Below are 15716 nucleotides of genomic sequence, written 5' to 3'. Positions count from 1 at the left end.
CGTTTGCTGCCGGATGACGGTTTATTCGTTATCCGGGGTACGGCTAACAAACCCGACGAACCGCGTTCCCTTATAGTTCAGCGTACCTTGATCACCCACCGTCAAAGCGTGGTACTGCTGCGCTTGTAAACGGAAAGTTTTTTCCAGACCGCCATTGAGCGGCTTAAAACTGGCCTCATAGCGCATACTGGTTCCCGCCGGGCTCACTTCCTGCTGGCGAGAGCGTCGGTCGTTAACCGGCTTCTCCCGTTTATTGCTGACCACGACCTGCTTTTGCTGTAACGGCGCCGCCTCATTAGCGGCTTTTTCCCGCCGTTGCTGAACGAAGCGAAACGACGCGGCAACTACGATTAATGCGATGATTATAATGAAGAAAAGCGGTGGCTTACTCATACTGTTAACCTGTCAGAAAATGCGGAAATAAGCATACCCTGCCCGTTATAGTGTTGTCATCTGACCGTCACGGCCTCTACACTGAATAATAGAGCCGCAAGCATACCGTTTGCGAAAAAATAACGAATTCAAGGAATTAAGATGCTTTGGTCGTTTATCGCTGTCTGCCTGTCCGCATGGCTGTATGTGGACGCCTCCTATCGCGGGCCAGCCTGGCAACGCTGGGTTTTTAAGCCCGTCACGTTATTACTATTGCTGTTACTGGCCTGGCAAGCGCCGATGTTTGACGCCATCAGTTATCTTGTGTTGGCCGGACTGTGCGCCTCGCTGGTCGGCGATGCGTTAACGCTCTTGCCGCGTCAACGCCTGCTGTACGCCGTCGGGGCATTTTTCTTATCGCATCTGCTCTACACCATTTATTTTGCCAGCCAAATGACGTTGTCGTTCTTCTGGCCGCTGCCGCTGGCGTTACTGATAGTCGGCGCGTTGCTTATCGCCGTTATCTGGACGCGACTGGAGGAGCTACGCTGGCCGGTATGTACTTTTATCGCCATGACTCTGGTCATGGTCTGGCTGGCGGGCGAACTGTGGTTCTTCCGCCCAACGGCGCCAGCCCTTTCGGCCTTTACCGGCGCGACGCTGCTGTTTATCGGCAATATCGTCTGGCTGGGTAGCCATTACCGCCGCCGTTTCCGGGCGGATAACGCGATTGCCGCCGCCTGCTACTTTGCCGGACACTTCCTGATCGTTCGCTCGCTGTACCTGTAAATAATAGCGCTTGACTCTGGAGTCGACTCCAGAGTGTATCCTCCGGTTAATGAGAAAATTATCATCAACCGGAGGACGTTATGTCGACCCCTGATACCGATGGCAAAAAAGTCCCGCCCTTTACCTCCTTCAGATTAGCCCCGGCGATACAGAAGGCCGATAGCTGCTGCTGCGAAGAACATTGCGCGTCCAGCGCGCCTGTTTCTACTGCCGTGGCAGGCACGCGCTATACCTGGAAAATCTCCGGCATGGACTGCGCCGCCTGCGCCCGAAAAGTGGAGAATGCGGTCCGCCAAATTCGCGGCGTCAACCAGGCGCAAGTGCTGTTCGCCACCGAAAAGTTAGTGGTCGATGCCGACGCCGACCTCCGCGCGCAAATTGAACGCGCCGTACAGAAGGCGGGTTATACCTTGCGTAGCGAAGATTCGCGCGACGCCGCGCCTGAATCTCGTCTTAAAGAGAACCTGCCGCTTATTACGCTGATCATTATGATGGCGATAAGCTGGGGGCTGGAGCAATTTAACCACCCGTTCGGCCAACTGGCCTTTATCGCCACCACCCTGGTCGGTCTGTATCCTATTGCCCGCCAGGCGCTGCGGCTGATGAAAAGCGGCAGTTGGTTCGCTATTGAAACGCTGATGAGCGTCGCCGCCATTGGCGCGCTGTTTATTGGCGCGACGGCGGAGGCGGCAATGGTATTGCTGCTGTTCCTCATCGGCGAGCGCCTGGAAGGATGGGCCGCCAGCCGCGCCCGTAAAGGCGTCAGCGCGTTAATGGCGCTTAAACCGGAAACGGCGACCCGTCTGCGCGACGGCGTACGGGAAGAGGTCGCGATTAATACCCTGCGACCGGGCGATATTATCGAAGTCGCCGCCGGGGGGCGTTTACCCGCCGACGGTAAACTGGTTTCCGGTTTCGCCAGCTTTGATGAAAGCGCGCTCACCGGCGAGTCTATCCCGGTGGAGCGCGCAACGGGCGACAAAGTCCCGGCAGGCGCGACCAGCGTTGACCGTCTCGTCACCCTGGAGGTGCTATCTGAACCTGGCGCCAGCGCGATTGACCGTATCCTGACGCTGATTGAAGAGGCGGAAGAGCGCCGTGCGCCCATTGAGCGGTTTATTGACCGTTTCAGCCGCATCTATACGCCAGTCATTATGGTCATCGCGCTGCTGGTGACGCTTATTCCGCCGCTGATGTTCGATGGCGGCTGGCAGGAGTGGATTTATAAAGGGCTGACGCTGCTGCTCATCGGTTGCCCGTGCGCGCTGGTGATCTCCACGCCCGCGGCCATTACCTCCGGGCTGGCGGCGGCGGCACGGCGCGGCGCATTGATTAAAGGCGGCGCAGCGCTGGAGCAACTGGGCCGTATCACGCAGGTCGCCTTTGATAAAACCGGTACGTTGACCATTGGTAAACCACGGGTGACGGCGATTCATCCGGCAAGCGGTATCAGCGAGGCTGAACTGTTGGCGCTGGCGGCAGCCGTAGAACAAGGCGCTACGCACCCGCTGGCGCAGGCTATTGTCCGCGAAGCGCAGACACGCGATCTGGCGATCCCGACGGCGGAATCGCAGCGAACGCTGGCCGGCACCGGAATTGAAGCGCAGGTTAACGGCGAACGTATTCTGATTTGCGCGGCGGGAAAACAGCCTACGGCAGCGTTTGCCGGGCAAATTAGCGAACTGGAAAACGCCGGGCAGACGGTGGTTCTGGTGCTGCGTAACGAGACCGTACTTGGCGTCCTCGCCCTCCAGGATACGTTGCGTGACGATGCGCGCGACGCCATCCGCGAACTGCATCAGTTAGGCGTTAACGGTGTGATTCTGACCGGCGATAACCCACGGGCGGCGGCAGCGATTGCCGGCGAGCTGGATCTGGCGTTTAAAGCCGGGCTACTGCCGGAAGACAAGGTGCGGGCAGTCACCGCCCTTAACCAACAAGCGCCGCTGGCCATGGTGGGCGACGGCATTAACGATGCGCCCGCGATGAAAGCCGCCAGTATCGGAATTGCGATGGGCAGCGGTACTGACGTCGCGCTGGAAACGGCTGACGCCGCCCTTACTCATAACCGTCTGCGCGGGTTAGCGCAGATGATTACGCTGGCGCGCGCTACCCACGCGAATATCCGGCAGAACATCACCATTGCGCTGGGGCTGAAAGCTATTTTCCTGGTGACGACGCTACTGGGTTTTACCGGGCTATGGCTGGCAATCCTGGCGGATACGGGAGCCACGGTATTGGTGACCGCCAACGCGCTACGTTTGCTGCGTAAAAACTAATCTTCTCCCGCCCGGCGGCGTCGTGTCGCCGGGTTATCCCGCGGTATTCCTTTCTTTGTACATATTATTCACGCGAAAATTATTTATTTTCTATTACTTATCAAACCATTAATCAGAAATAGAGTGATTTGATGTAAGGTTAATTTTTATCCAACCGATATTGATCATACCGTCTACAAAATAAGGAATGTTAGGCACTATGAAAAATATCAAAGTCATCACCGGCGTTATCGCGACGCTGGGCATATTTAGCGCCTTATTGCTGGTGACAGGAATACTGTTTTATTCCGCCGTCAGCAGCGATCGGCTGAATTTCCAGAATGCGAGCGCACTGAGTTACCAACAACAGGAACTGGGCGGCAGTTTTCAGACATTGATCGAAACACGCGTCACCATTAACCGCGTGGCGATACGCATGTTAAAAAATCAGCGCGATCCCGCCTCGCTGGACGCCATGAACACGCTGTTAACCAACGCTGGCGCGTCGCTCAACGAAGCGGAAAAACATTTCAACAACTACGTGAACTCCGAAGCGATCGCAGGCAAAGATCCGGCGTTGGATGCCCAGGCCGAAGCCAGCTTTAAGCAGATGTATGACGTTTTGCAGCAGTCTATCCACTATCTTAAAGCCGATAATTACGCCGCCTATGGCAACCTTGACGCGCAAAAAGCGCAGGATGACATGGAGCAGGTATATGACAAGTGGCTCTCTCAAAATGCGCAATTAATAAAATTAGCCAGCGATCAGAATCAGAGCAGTTTTACCCAGATGCAATGGACGCTGGGGATAATTCTACTTATCGTGCTCATCGTACTGGCGTTTATCTGGCTGGGGCTGCAACGCGTTCTACTCCGCCCGCTGCAACGGATTATGGCGCACATTCAAACTATCGCCGACGGCGATCTTACCCATGAGATAGAGGCCGAAGGACGCAGTGAAATGGGCCAACTGGCTGCCGGTCTCAAAACGATGCAGCAGTCGTTAATCCGTACCGTCAGCGCGGTGCGCGATAACGCAGACTCTATCTATACTGGCGCAGGCGAAATTTCCGCCGGCAGCAGCGACCTCTCTTCCCGTACCGAACAGCAGGCCTCGGCGCTGGAGGAGACCGCCGCCAGCATGGAACAGTTAACCGCCACGGTACGGCAAAACACCGATAACGCACGACAGGCGACGGGTCTGGCGAAAACCGCATCAGAAACCGCGCGTAAAGGAGGACGCGTGGTGGATAACGTAGTGAGCACCATGAACGATATCGCCGAAAGCTCGGAAAAAATTGTGGACATCACCAGCGTGATTGACGGTATCGCCTTCCAGACTAATATCCTGGCGCTGAACGCCGCGGTAGAAGCCGCCCGCGCCGGCGAACAGGGGCGAGGATTCGCGGTCGTGGCCGGAGAGGTACGCACGTTGGCCAGTCGTAGCGCGCAGGCCGCCAAAGAGATCAAAGTACTGATTGAAAACTCCGTGTCGCGCATTGATACCGGCTCTACGCAGGTACGCGAAGCGGGAGAAACCATGAAAGAGATCGTCAACGCCGTGACTCGCGTGACCGATATTATGGGCGAAATCGCCTCTGCCTCCGATGAGCAAAGCAAAGGCATTGAGCAGGTGGCGCAGGCGGTATCGGAAATGGACAGCGTGACGCAGCAAAACGCCTCGCTGGTAGAGGAATCCGCAGCAGCGGCGGCGGCGCTGGAAGATCAGGCTAACGAACTTCGTCAGGCGGTCGCCGCGTTCCGCATCCAGAAACAGCCTCGTCGGGAGGCGTCGCCGACGCCGTTAAGCAAAGGTTTAACGCCGCAGCCCGCCGCAGAACAGGCGAACTGGGAAAGCTTCTAATCAGAATGTTATCTGCCGTGCGGTTAATGCGCTTTACGCAATAAATAGCGGTACGGCAGACCCTCCGTCTCTTGCGCCAGCAAATCGTGTTCCATAAAGGTACAGAACCCCGGAATATCACGCGTCGTCGCCGGATCGTCGGCGATAATCAGCAATGTTTCGCCAGTTTGCATGTTGCGCACCGTTTTGCGCACCATCATTACTGGTTCAGGGCAACGCAGCCCCAGGGCGTCAAGCGTATGGTCAGGGGAGGAAAACAGATCGCTCATCTTCGTCTCAATGGTAGAAAAACGGCGATATTTTACGCCCATCTTCGTCAGTAAGCCAGGCAGGTTAACGATTGCGTGAAAATTAGCCATTGCAATGCCAGCGCAAAACAGTATTATGCGGCGGTTCTTTATTGGGTTCCCTCACCCCATCCAACAAAAAGGTCACAATATGACTCCGTTTACACAATCACAGCGCGTAAAAGCGTTGTTCTGGCTATCGCTATTCCATTTACTGGTGATCATTTCCAGTAACTATCTGGTGCAGCTCCCCATCACTATTTTTGGTTTCCACACGACCTGGGGCGCGTTTAGTTTTCCTTTTATTTTTCTCGCCACCGATCTTACCGTGCGTATTTTTGGCGCACCGCTGGCGCGCCGCATTATCTTCGCCGTCATGATCCCTGCGCTGCTGGTGTCATATGTGGTTTCATCGCTGTTCTATATGGGCGCCTGGCAAGGTTTTGCCGCGTTGGCGGACTTTAATCTGTTTGTCGCCCGTATCGCCGCCGCCAGCTTTATGGCCTACGTGCTGGGACAGATCCTTGATGTCCATGTGTTTAACCGCCTGCGCCAAAATCGTCGCTGGTGGCTGGCGCCGACCGCTTCAACGCTGTTTGGCAATATCAGCGATACCCTTGCCTTTTTCTTCATTGCGTTCTGGCGAAGCCCCGATGCCTTTATGGCCGGGCACTGGATGGAAATTGCGCTGGTGGATTATTGCTTTAAGGTGCTCATCAGCATTATTTTCTTCCTGCCGATGTACGGCGTTCTACTGAATATGTTGCTGAAAAAGCTGGCAGATAAATCTGAAATTTCCCCATTACCGGCAAGTTAAAGGTTCGTTTTCCGAGTTGTGATAAGATGAGCGAATGAGCCGTTATGGCCGTTTATCGAAAGGAAGAAGTCAATGCGCAATTTGGTTAAATATGCCGGTATTGGCCTGCTGGTTATGGGGCTTGCGGCCTGTGATAACAACGATACAAAAGCGTCGGCAGAAAGCGCCGCCGCGGAAAGCCAGGCCTCCGGTCAGCCCATCAGCCTGATGGATGGCAAACTCAGTTTCTCGCTGCCGGCGGATATGACCGATCAAAGCGGTAAGCTGGGCACCCAGGCGAATAATATGCACGTTTATTCTGACCCGACGGGCCAGAAAGCGGTGATTGTTATCGTCGGCGATAATACCGATGAAGCGTTGCCGGTGCTGGCGAACCGCCTGCTTGAGCAACAGCGTAACCGCGACCCGCAGCTTCAGGTCGTCACCAATAAGTCTATTGAGCTCAAAGGCCATACGTTGCAACAACTGGACAGCATTATCTCCGCGAAGGGCCAGACGGCGTACTCCTCCATCGTGCTGGGCAAAGTGGATAACCAATTGCTGACGATTCAGGTCACGCTGCCTGCGGACAATCAGCAAAAAGCGCAAACCACGGCTGAAAACATCATCAATACGTTGGTTATTAAGTAACCTTTACGACGATGGTGCGGCCTCCGGCAGTGCAGACGGAGGCCGTTTTTTTAAGCGCCAGGTCAGCAATAGCGCCATCGCTACCAGCCCGGCCGCCGCCAGATAAATCACCGGCACGCCCGCCCAGGTCATCACCAGCCCTGCCAGCGGCCCGGTAACCCCCAAAGACATATCCATAAAGACGGTATAGGTCGCCAGCGCCGCACCCTGGTTCTGCGGCGGCACGGCTTTGACGGCCACCACGCCCAGCGCCGGAAAGACCAGCGAAAACCCCATCCCCGTGAGTAAAACGCCGATTTTTGCCATCCACGGCATGGCTGCCGTCCCCACCAGTAACAGACCAATAATCTCCACGCCAAAGCAGATCATGGCGACATTTAACCCGCCTAAGCGATTGATGCCGTTAGGGAACAGCAAACGCGTGCCGACAAACGCGACGCTAAATAACGTGAGCGCAAAGGCGGCGCCATCCCAGCCTTTAGCATCATAAAATAAGGTAATAAACGTCGCGATGACGCCAAACCCTGCCGAGGCCAGCGCCAACGCCATACCATACAGCCAGACACGCCCCAGCACCGCGCGAAACGGTAGCGGCTTGCCTTTGTTCGCCTTCACCGACGGACGTGGAAGCGCTAACAGTATCGCGAACAGCGCCACGCCCATCACCGTTAGCGCCAGTCCCTGTAACCCGCCCCAGGCATAACACAGCACGCCCAGCGGCGCGCCCATCGCCATTGCGCCGTAGGTGACGATACCGTTCCAGGAGATAACCCGACCAATATGCAACGACCCGACGACGCCGACGCCCCACAGTGTCGAACCGGTGCCGGCAAAACTTTGCCCAATCCCCAAAATCACGCGACCCAGCCCCAGTAGCAACAAACTGATCATCGGCCAGGCGCTGGCGATATCCGCCAGCAGGTAGCCGAGTCCGCTTAAAAAACAGCCGCATAAGCCAAAGACAACGATTTTTTTCGGCCCTAATACATCCGCATACCGTCCGGCATGGGGACGGCTTAACAGAGTGGCGAAGTATTGCAGGCTGATAATAAGCCCCGCCCAGAACGCGCTGAATCCCATCGCATCATGCACATAGCCGGGCAAGACGGCGAGCGGCAGGCCGATAGTCAGGTAGCTGGCAAAGTTAAACATCACAATGGAGACAATACGCAGATTGAGGCGCAATCCGTTTAGCGCCGGTTCAGCGACGGGTTCGGGCATGAGTATCACCGCATTTTTACAACATGTTTTCTTTTCTATCATGGCGCGCGGTGAAAATCAGTAGTGAGATTCAGATTATCGGTATCAGGGCAGCCGCTACACTTAGAAAAAAACACAACAAGGAAAACTTCATGGCAACCGCTCAACCCGACAAAACGGGTATGCATATTCTGCTGAAACTGGCCTCCCTGGTTATTATTCTCGCCGGGATTCATGCCGCGGCGGATATTATTGTACAACTCTTGCTGGCGCTCTTTTTCGCCATTGTTCTTAATCCATTAGTGACCTGGTTTATTCGTCGGGGCGTGAAGCGACCACTGGCGATTACTATCGTGGTGGTCGTCATGCTGATCGTGCTTACCGCGCTGGTGGGTGTACTTGCCGCATCGCTTAATGAATTTATCGCTATGCTGCCTAAATACAGCAAGGAGCTGACGCGTAAAGTCTTACACCTTCAGGAGTTAATGCCCTTCCTGAATTTACATATGTCGCCGGAACGTATGCTCCGCGGGATGGATTCCGATAAAATCATGCTCTTCACCACAACATTAATGACCGGCGTATCGGGCGCGATGGCAAGCATTGTGCTGCTGGTGATGACCGTGGTTTTTATGCTATTTGAGGTGCGCCACGTGCCTTATAAATTACGTTTCGCGCTAAACAATCCACAAATTCATATTGCCGGCCTGCACCGCGCCCTGAAAGGCGTCTCGCATTATCTGGCGCTGAAAACGCTGCTCAGTTTATGGACGGGCGCGATTATCTGGCTGGGGCTGGCGTTAATGGGTATTCAGTTTGCGCTAATGTGGGGCGTACTGGCCTTTTTGCTCAATTACGTTCCTAATATCGGCTCGGTGATTTCCGCCGTTCCCCCCATGATTCAGGCGCTGTTATTTAACGGTTTTTACGAGTGCGTACTGGTCGGCGCGCTCTTTTTGGTGGTCCATATGGTGATTGGCAACATTATGGAGCCACGCATGATGGGCCATCGTCTGGGAATGTCCACGCTGGTGGTATTTCTTTCGTTACTGGTCTGGGGATGGCTATTAGGCCCGGTCGGGATGCTCTTGTCCGTTCCTTTGACCAGCGTCTGCAAAATCTGGATGGAAACCACTAAAGGCGGCAGCAAACTGGCGATCTTACTGGGGCCAGGCCGACCGAAAAGCCGTTTACCGGGATGAGGCGACAGATGCTACAATCTCCTCTTCTTCATAGGCAACGTTGGTCCTGATATGTACCAGGTCGTTCTGGGAAAAGTGTCAACATTAAGCGCAGGTCAATTGCCCGACGCGTTAATCGCTCAGGCGCCGCAGGGCGTTCGCCGGGCAAGCTGGCTGGCCGGGTGCGTGCTGCTTTCCCGTGCGCTCTCGCCGCTACCGGAGATGGTGTATGGCGAACAGGGTAAACCGGCTTTTTCCGCCGGAACGCCGCTGTGGTTTAACCTCAGCCATAGCGGCGACACTATTGCTCTGTTGCTTAGCGACGAAGGTGAAGTCGGCTGCGATATTGAAGTGATCCGCCCGCGCGATAACTGGCGTTCGCTGGCAAATGCGGTATTCAGCCTCGGCGAACATGCTGAAATGGAAGCGGAACGTCCGGAGCAACAACTGGCGGCATTCTGGCGTATCTGGACGCGTAAAGAAGCCATCGTAAAACAACGCGGCGGCAGCGCCTGGCAAATCGTCAGCGTGGACAGCACGTTGCCCTCTGCCTTGTCGGTCAGCCAGTGTCAGCTCGATACGCTCAGTCTGGCAGTCTGTACCCCCACACCGTTTACGCTGACGCCGCAGACGATAACAAAAGCGTTATGACACATTAATTTTCCCTCTGGCGGCGGACGTGTGTTACAAAATGCGGAGCTTCCCATGCGCCGACGCGCCATACCAAAAGGTTTAAGTCAGATGCAACGTGTCACCATCACCCTCGATGACGATTTACTGGAAACGCTGGACAGCCTGAGCCAGCGACGCGGCTATAACAATCGCTCCGAAGCGATCCGTGATATTCTGCGCGGCGCTCTGGCGCAGGAGGCCACCCAAGAACACGGCACACAGGGTTTCGCGGTACTTTCATATGTTTATGAACATGAGAAACGGGATTTAGCCAGCCGCATCGTCTCCACCCAGCATCATCATCATGATTTATCCGTCGCCACGCTGCACGTCCATATCAACCACGATGACTGTCTGGAGATCGCCGTTCTGAAGGGCGATATGGGCGACGTACAGCATTTTGCCGATGATGTTATCGCCCAGCGCGGCGTGCGCCACGGCCACTTGCAGTGTTTGCCGAAAGAAGACTAACGCCCCAGCGCCTTGCCGGGGGGGCCTCGCTTGCCCGGCCTACGTTCGCACGTCGTCGTTTGTAGGCCGGATGAGGCGCAGCCGCCATCCGGCAATAATGTTTACGCCATTGTGCCAATCGTTTTTCTGAAGCGTAACAGCGCTATCAGGAAGAACACGCCGCCTATCGCCAGCAGGGTCAGGAACTGCGGCCAGACGATACTCAAACCTGCGCCGCGATAAAGAATAGCCTGGGCAAGACTGACAAAATGCGTCGTCGGCATGGTCAGCATAATATCCTGCACCGCCTGCGGCATACTTTCGCGCGGCGTGGAACCGCCGGAAAGCATTTGTAGCGGTAACAGTACCAGAATCATTAATAACCCCAGTTGCGGCATCGAACGGGCGATGGTGCCCATAAAAATCCCAATTGAAGTGGTGGCGAACAGGCTCAGCGCCACGCCCAACATAAACAATGGGATCGATCCTTCAATCGGTACGCCAAGTACGCCTTTCACCATCAGCATCAAAGACAAACCGGAAACCACCAGCACGACCAGCCCCATCGACCACACTTTTGCCATCATGATCTCAAAGGGCGTGACCGGCATCACCAACAGATGCTCTACCGTGCCGTGTTCTCGCTCGCGGATCAGCGCCGATCCGGTCAGCACTATCGCCAGCATGGTAATGTTGTTGATAATCGCCATCACGCCGCCAAACCACGCCGGGTCCAGATTTGGGTTAAAGCGCATCCGAATCTCCAGCGACACCGGCTGAACGTTATCTCCCCGCGCGCGCGCCACAAAGCTGTTGACCTCGCCGCTAATAATATTCTGGATATAACTGTTGCCGGTAAACGCCTGGCTCATGCGCGTCGCATCGACGTTAACCTGAATATCAGGCTGACGTCCGGCCAGCACATCACGCTGGAAATTCGGCGGAATATTGACCGCAAAGGTATAGCGTCCGGCATCCAGTCCGGCATCCATTTCCGTTGCCGTAATCATCTCCGGCGGCAGAAACCACGGGCGGTAAAAACTATTCACAATACGGTTCGACAACTGCGACTGATCCATATCGGCGATGGCGATAGGGGCAAGATGCAACGAACCGGGCAGGACGGTAGCGGAGGAGTAAACCGAAATCGTAAAGGCGAAGACGATCAGCGACAGCATCGCTTTGTCGCCCAGCAGACTGCGCAGTTCTTTGACGCCGAGGTTATAAATATTACGTAATCCGTGCATTACCCCTCCTGTTTTTTCAGCAGCAGAATGCTCAGACCCATCACCACCGGGACGGCAATCAGTAACGGCATAAATAACGGCCAGAGATCGGACAGATCCAACGCTTTGGAAAACGTCCCGCGTGCGATCGTCAGAAAATGGCTGGTCGGGTAGATCTCGCCGATCCATCTTCCCGGTCCTTCCAGCGAAGCCACCGGATCGATCATGCCGGAAAATTGTGTTGCCGGAATGAGGGTAATAATCGACGTCCCAAAAATAGCGGCGATTTGGCTCTTCATAAACGTGGAGATCAGCAGCCCCAGACCGGTGGCGATGATGACGTAAAGCAGCGCCGCGAGGGTAAGCGTGAGAAAGCTGCCTTTCAGCGGCACGCCGAACACAAAGACCGACAACGCGCACAGTAGCAAGAAGTTCAGCATACCCAGCGCGATATACGGCAGTTGTTTACCCAGCAAAAATTCGCTGCGTGTCGTCGGCGTTACGTACAGATTAATCATCGACCCCAGCTCTTTCTCCCGCACCACGCTCAGGGCGCTAAGCATTGACGGGATCATCATGAGCAGCAGCGGAATGACCGCCGGAACGATAGCGGGCAGACTTTTCACATCCGGGTTATAACGATAGCGCGTTTCAATGTTGAGCAGCCCGGTCTGTTTAACCGGGTTCGGCTGACGACTCGCCGCCTCCTGCAGCCAGCTTTGGTGCATCGCCTGAACGTACCCCTTCACCGTCTCGGCGCGGCTGGGCATAGCGCCATCCACCCAGACGCCAATCTGCGCTGGCGTACCGCGAGCAATATCGCGGCCAAAATTAGGCGGGATCTCAATGGCAACCGCCAACTCTCCCGAACGCATCCGCCGGTCAAGCTCGTCATAGCTGGCGAGCGGCGGCTGTTCGATAAAATAGCGCGATCCCGCCAGATTGAGCGACCATGCCTGGCTGCTGACGGTTTGATCGCGGTCGAGTACGGCAAAACGCAGGTTCTCCACGTCCATACTGATGCCATAGCCCATAATCAGCATCAGAATTACCGTTCCCAGCAGCGCCAGCGTCGAGCGTACCGGATCGCGGCGTAGCTCCAGCGCTTCGCGGCGACTGTAGCTGAACAAGCGCCGGAAGCTCAATCCCTGCCGCGACGGTTTACCTGACGCGGCGGGCGTCTGGGATGGCGGTATTGGGGTTTCAGGCGCCGCTCCCGCAGCTTCCTGTAGCCAGGAAATAAACGCCGCCTCCAGATTGGCCGCGCCCCGCTGTTGCACCAATTCCTGCGGCGTACCGCTGGCGAGCACTTTACCGGCGTGCATCAATGACATTCGGTCGCAACGTTCCGCTTCGTTCATAAAATGGGTCGAGATAAAAATCGTCACCTTATCCTGACGCGAAAGATCGACCATAAGCTGCCAGAACATATCCCTGGCGACCGGATCAACGCCGGACGTTGGCTCATCAAGAATCAGCATTTCCGGGCGATGGATCACCGCTACCGCCAGCGATAAACGCTGGCGGATACCGAGCGGTAACGAAGCGGGGAGCGTATCTTCCACCTCCGTTAGCATAAAGCGTTCGATCATCTGCGCGACGCGCGCCGGGATCTCCGCTGGCGGAATATGAAACAGGCGGGCATGAAGTTCCAGATTCTGCCGCACGGTGAGTTCGTTATAGAGCGAAAAAGCCTGCGACATATACCCAACCCGGCGACGGGTATCGATGTCGTTCGGGTCTACCGGCTGGCCAAATAGCCAGGCCTGGCCTTCGCTGGCGGGAAGCAGACCGGTCAGCATTTTCATGGTGGTCGATTTGCCGCAACCGTTTGAACCGAGGAAGCCAAAAATCTCGCCGCGCGGAATGCGGAAATTAACATGGTCAACCGCGACGAACTTACCGAAGCGCATGGTCAGATCTTTCGCCTCAATGGCAATCTCTTCCTGCTCAGCGTGATACGGCGGGATCACCACTGGCTTATGCGCCTGGCGCTGCGCTTCTGGCAACAGGGCGATAAACGCCTGTTCCAGCGTCGCGCTATGGGTTTTTGCCCGCAGTTGCTGCGCGCTGCCGGTTGCCAGTATCTCGCCCGCATTCATCGCCACCAGCCAGTCAAAACGCTCCGCCTCTTCCATATAGGCCGTTGCGACCAACACGCTCATATTGGTCTGCCGTTGGCGGATACTGTCGATTAAGTCCCAGAACTGAGCGCGGGAGAGCGGGTCCACGCCGGTGGTAGGCTCATCAAGAATCAGCAATTCCGGGTCATGAATCAGCGCACAGCACAACCCCAGCTTTTGTTTCATCCCACCGGACAGCTTCCCGGCAGGACGGTCACGAAACGGCGCCAGGCCGGTGCTGTTCAGCAGCTCGGTAATACGCGCTTCGCGTTCAGCTTTGTCATGACCAAAGAGACGAGCGAAAAAATCGACGTTCTCATAAACCGATAGCGTGTGATAAAGGTTTTTCCCCAGCCCCTGCGGCATCCAGGCGATGCGCGGACAGACGTCGCGGCGATGTTTCGCATCGCGCATATCGCCGCCCAGGACGATAACGTTCCCTTGCTCAATCACCCGCGCGCCAGAAATCAGCGACAGCAGGCTCGACTTACCCACCCCGTCCGGACCAATCAGCCCGACCATACTACGGGCGGGAATGTCCAGCGTGATATTGTTCAGCGCGGCTGTTTTTCCGTAATGCTGGCTCACCCCCTCAAGCTGCGCCACGGGAGGAACAGGCACCAGCTTCAGCGACGTCATTGCGACAGCCTCACGCTTAGAGCGTCAGGCCAGGGCACGCGCTCATCCAGACGAACCCAGGCCATTCCCGGCAAACCGGTTTTGACATATTCCAGATGCTGTCGCAGTAGCTCTGGCGGAATACGCGCTTTGACGCGGAACATCAGCTTCAGTCGTTCATCGTGGGTTTCCACGGTTTTGGGCGTGAACTGCGCCACGCTGGCGACAAAACTGATCGTCGCCGGAATACGCAGATCCGGCGCGGCGTCCAGCACCAGTCGCGCTTCGCCGCCGATCTTCAACAACCCCGCCTGTTCGGTCGGCAGGAAAAATGTCATATAAACATCGCTGAGATCGACCATGTTCAACACCCGGCCGCCAGCCGATAACACTTCGCCCGGCTCCGCAACGCGGTACTGCACGCGTCCATCGCGCGGCGCTTTTAATTCGCTGTCGTCGATGTCGGCGACAATACGCCGCTCGGTCGCCTGCGCCGCTTCCACGCGCGTTTGCGCCTGGATAATACTGGTACGCGCCGCTTCAATCGCCGCTTTTGCCGCAGATACCTGCGCTTTGGCGGTCTCCAGGGCGGCGCGCGCGCTTTCCGCCGCCGCGCGATCGTCATCTAACTGTTGTACAGATACCGCGCCACGCTGCGACAGCGAGCGAGAACGCACGTGACGTTTAGAGACGGAGTCCAGCTCAGCTTCCCGCTGTTTGACGACCGACTGCGCGGCGCGCATTTCACTCTGGCGTTGCTCCAGCAAGGCGCGGGCGGCGGCAACTGCGCTCTCGGCCTCTTTAATCTGCGCAATCGCCTCCAGCCGCTGCTCCTGCAATACGCGGGTATCCATTTTCGCCAGCACCTCGCCCTGACGAACGAACTGCCCTTCCGAAACGAGGATGGTATCAATACGCCCGGCAATCTTAGTGGCAATATCCACTTCGGTGGCTTCAATTCTGCCGTTGCTGGCGGCAAACCCCTCCGGTATTCCCGCAGGGCGCAGCATCCACCAGGCTATCGCGGCCACCGCCACAAGAATCCCCGCTCCCCACCACACCAGATGACGCTTCATTTTGTCCATAATCGACCCGCCGTAATCCCTGTTGTCTAACCATGCGTGTCACAAAGTCCGCCGGGCGTGCGCTCAGCGGGGGTTTCCATTCGGGATAAGAATGAAAAAAGAAAAGGGGCCAGACGACGAACAGACGCCGATGAAGCGCTCGCC

At 56.2% G+C, this 15716-nt stretch carries 14 protein-coding genes; 8 read left to right on the top strand and 6 right to left on the bottom strand.

Annotated features, from left to right (window positions below; all coding sequences use genetic code 11):
• Window positions 1-21 precede the first annotated feature (21 nt).
• Entirely contained in the window at window positions 22-393 is a 372-nt protein-coding gene (locus tag ACLJNW_RS17360; RefSeq protein WP_024154676.1) for a DUF2500 domain-containing protein, read from the bottom strand.
• A gap of 141 nt (window positions 394-534) precedes the next feature.
• Between ACLJNW_RS17360 and ACLJNW_RS17355 the strand changes: the two genes are divergently transcribed.
• The 3 genes from ACLJNW_RS17355 (at window position 535) to tcp (ending at window position 5283) form a co-directional block, all read left to right on the top strand.
• On the top strand, window positions 535-1161 hold the full coding sequence (locus tag ACLJNW_RS17355) for a lysoplasmalogenase (RefSeq protein ID WP_000964735.1): 627 nt from the start codon (window positions 535-537) through the stop codon (window positions 1159-1161).
• An 80-nt stretch (window positions 1162-1241) separates the two neighbouring features.
• Window positions 1242-3440 (top strand): Zn(II)/Cd(II)/Pb(II) translocating P-type ATPase ZntA, encoded by a 2199-nt coding sequence (gene zntA, locus ACLJNW_RS17350; RefSeq protein ID WP_023204131.1) that lies wholly within the window; start codon window positions 1242-1244, stop codon window positions 3438-3440.
• A 199-nt stretch (window positions 3441-3639) separates the two neighbouring features.
• A complete protein-coding gene (tcp, locus tag ACLJNW_RS17345; RefSeq protein ID WP_000789670.1) occupies window positions 3640-5283 on the top strand; it encodes a methyl-accepting chemotaxis citrate transducer in 1644 nt (547 codons plus the stop codon).
• A 23-nt stretch (window positions 5284-5306) separates the two neighbouring features.
• Here tcp and tusA read toward each other — a convergent pair whose 3' ends face one another.
• Complete coding sequence (gene tusA, locus ACLJNW_RS17340) at window positions 5307-5552, bottom strand: sulfurtransferase TusA (RefSeq protein WP_001541054.1); 246 nt, start codon at window positions 5550-5552, stop codon at window positions 5307-5309.
• 169 nt (window positions 5553-5721) lie between these two features.
• Between tusA and ACLJNW_RS17335 the strand changes: the two genes are divergently transcribed.
• Both ACLJNW_RS17335 and ACLJNW_RS17330 read left to right on the top strand, forming a co-directional pair.
• Complete coding sequence (locus ACLJNW_RS17335; RefSeq protein WP_024154675.1) at window positions 5722-6387, top strand: 7-cyano-7-deazaguanine/7-aminomethyl-7-deazaguanine transporter; 666 nt, start codon at window positions 5722-5724, stop codon at window positions 6385-6387.
• A 72-nt stretch (window positions 6388-6459) separates the two neighbouring features.
• Window positions 6460-7017 (top strand): DcrB family lipoprotein, encoded by a 558-nt coding sequence (locus ACLJNW_RS17330; protein ID WP_021000870.1) that lies wholly within the window; start codon window positions 6460-6462, stop codon window positions 7015-7017.
• Between the two features lie 3 nt (window positions 7018-7020).
• On the opposite strand, the gene ACLJNW_RS17325 is transcribed toward ACLJNW_RS17330, so the two are convergent.
• Window positions 7021-8280, bottom strand: coding sequence for an MFS transporter (locus tag ACLJNW_RS17325; protein WP_077909645.1), 1260 nt, complete (start codon window positions 8278-8280; stop codon window positions 7021-7023).
• Between the two features lie 89 nt (window positions 8281-8369).
• On the opposite strand from ACLJNW_RS17325, the gene ACLJNW_RS17320 reads away from it, so the two are divergent.
• The 3 genes from ACLJNW_RS17320 to nikR all read left to right on the top strand — a co-directional run bounded on the left by ACLJNW_RS17320 (window position 8370) and on the right by nikR (window position 10541).
• On the top strand, window positions 8370-9419 hold the full coding sequence (locus ACLJNW_RS17320; protein WP_000179589.1) for an AI-2E family transporter: 1050 nt from the start codon (window positions 8370-8372) through the stop codon (window positions 9417-9419).
• 51 nt (window positions 9420-9470) lie between these two features.
• On the top strand, window positions 9471-10049 hold the full coding sequence (gene acpT / locus ACLJNW_RS17315; RefSeq protein ID WP_023204132.1) for a 4'-phosphopantetheinyl transferase AcpT: 579 nt from the start codon (window positions 9471-9473) through the stop codon (window positions 10047-10049).
• A gap of 90 nt (window positions 10050-10139) precedes the next feature.
• The gene (gene nikR, locus ACLJNW_RS17310) at window positions 10140-10541 is read left to right on the top strand and encodes a nickel-responsive transcriptional regulator NikR (protein WP_001190057.1); all 402 of its coding nucleotides are present in this window, start codon (window positions 10140-10142) and stop codon (window positions 10539-10541) included.
• Between the two features lie 101 nt (window positions 10542-10642).
• On the opposite strand, the gene ACLJNW_RS17305 is transcribed toward nikR, so the two are convergent.
• The 3 genes from ACLJNW_RS17305 to ACLJNW_RS17295 are packed head-to-tail and all read right to left on the bottom strand — an operon-like array spanning window position 10643 to window position 15572.
• Window positions 10643-11767 (bottom strand): ABC transporter permease, encoded by a 1125-nt coding sequence (locus ACLJNW_RS17305; RefSeq protein ID WP_024154674.1) that lies wholly within the window; start codon window positions 11765-11767, stop codon window positions 10643-10645.
• Window positions 11767-14508 carry a ribosome-associated ATPase/putative transporter RbbA gene (gene rbbA, locus ACLJNW_RS17300; protein WP_000202482.1) on the bottom strand — a complete coding sequence of 914 codons (2742 nt, stop codon included), beginning with the start codon at window positions 14506-14508 and terminating at the stop codon, window positions 11767-11769. Before rbbA ends, ACLJNW_RS17305 begins: the two co-directional genes overlap by 1 nt.
• Window positions 14505-15572, bottom strand: a complete 1068-nt coding sequence (locus tag ACLJNW_RS17295; protein ID WP_000359836.1) for an HlyD family secretion protein — start codon at window positions 15570-15572, stop codon at window positions 14505-14507. Before ACLJNW_RS17295 ends, rbbA begins: the two co-directional genes overlap by 4 nt.
• Window positions 15573-15716: the final 144 nt, after the last annotated feature.

The sequence above is a fragment of the Salmonella sp. SAL4457 genome, from assembly GCF_046548235.1.
GTDB classification, from domain to species: domain Bacteria; phylum Pseudomonadota; class Gammaproteobacteria; order Enterobacterales; family Enterobacteriaceae; genus Salmonella; species Salmonella enterica.
Note: the sequence above shows the minus strand (reverse complement) of the source record. Positions and strands in the feature narration are given on the sequence as shown.